The 1,447-nt window shown below is 61.6% G+C and carries 1 protein-coding gene; it reads left to right on the top strand.

What is annotated here, in order from left to right; genetic code table 11:
* Positions 1-132 precede the first annotated feature (132 nt).
* On the top strand, positions 133-1,440 hold the full coding sequence (locus tag IWX64_RS16810) for an ISL3 family transposase (protein ID WP_196868265.1): 1,308 nt from the start codon (positions 133-135) through the stop codon (positions 1,438-1,440).
* The last annotated feature ends 7 nt before the right edge of the window (positions 1,441-1,447 follow it).

A 1,447-nucleotide genomic window follows, 5' to 3' on the forward strand; every position in this document is an offset into this window, starting at 1 on the left:
GGCTCTTCAGAATTGAGAGTGTAGTTGGCGGCGCCGTGAGGAGTCTGGGGCGGGAGGTTGTTTCGGCTGATGGGAGGGCCTTGGGAGAGAATCGGATTGTCTAGATCTTGATTCCTCTACCGCAAGGCCCTCGTGTTCCACGCTACCTTTCATAGTCCTGACCTGACCACATTCTGTCGGCTCGATGAACTCGGGCTCGAGGCCACGGGGCAGTTTCTGAGCCGTGATCGCGCCGTTCTTGCTTGCCGTGTTGTTGACCCGGATGAGTGGTGCCGTAGCTGTGGGTGTCAAGGCGTTCCTCGGGACACGGTGACCCGCCAGCTCGGTCACGAACCCTTCGGCTGGCGCCCGACCACGCTGCTGGTCAGGGTACGCAGATACAAATGCTCCGGGTGCGGGCAGGTGTGGCGGCAGGACACGTCCAAAGCCGCCGAACCGCGGGCGAAACTCTCCCGACGGGGGCTGCGGTGGGCGTTGGAGGGGATCGTACGTCAACACCTCACGGTCGCCCGCGTCGCCGAAGGGCTGGGCGTGAGCTGGAATACTGCCAACAAAGCTGTCCTGGCCGAAGGTAAGCGTGTGCTCATTGATGATCCGCACCGGTTCGACGGGGTCAAAGTCATCGGTGTTGATGAGCATGTTTGGCGGCACACCCGCCGCGGGGACAAGTACGTCACCGTGATCATCGACCTGACCCCGATCAGGGGCGGCACGGGCCCGTCCCGCCTGCTGGATATGGTCGAAGGCCGCTCAAAACAAGTCTTCGCCTCCTGGCTAAAAGCACGCCCGCAACAATGGCGGGACAGGATCGAGGTCGTGGCCATGGACGGGTTCTCCGGGTTCAAGAGCGCCGCGGCCGAAGAACTTCCCGGAGCTGTTCCGGTGATGGATCCCTTCCATGTCATCCGCCTGGCCGGAGAGGGTCTGGATAGTTGCCGACGACGAGTCCAGCAACAGTCCTGCGGGCATCGTGGGCGTGCCGGCGACCCTCTGTATTCGGCAAGGCTAACCCTTCATACCGGGGCGGATCTGCTCACCGATAAGCAACGTGCACGTCTTGAAGCCCTGTTCGAAACGGACACCCACGTCGAGGTAGAAGCGAGTTGGGGGATTTACCAGCGCATGGTTGCCGCCTACCGGGAGGCGGACCGGGCCAAGGGACGAAAGTTGATGCAAGCAGTGATCACATCCCTGGGCACAGGCGTTCCCGCCGCGCTCATTGAGCTTAAAACACTCGGGCGAACCCTCAATCGCCGGGCCCAAGATGTCCTTGCCTACTTCGACCGCCCAGGGACATCCAACGGCCCCACCGAAGCCATCAATGGACGCCTCGAACACCTCCGCGGATCCGCCCTCGGCTTCACAAACATCACCAACTATGTCGCCAGATCACTACTCGAATCCGGCGGATTCAGACCGAAACTACACTCTCAATTCTGAAGAGCCG

This window comes from Arthrobacter sp. CAN_A212 (assembly GCF_015752345.1).
Taxonomy (GTDB): Bacteria; Actinomycetota; Actinomycetes; order Actinomycetales; family Micrococcaceae; genus Arthrobacter_D.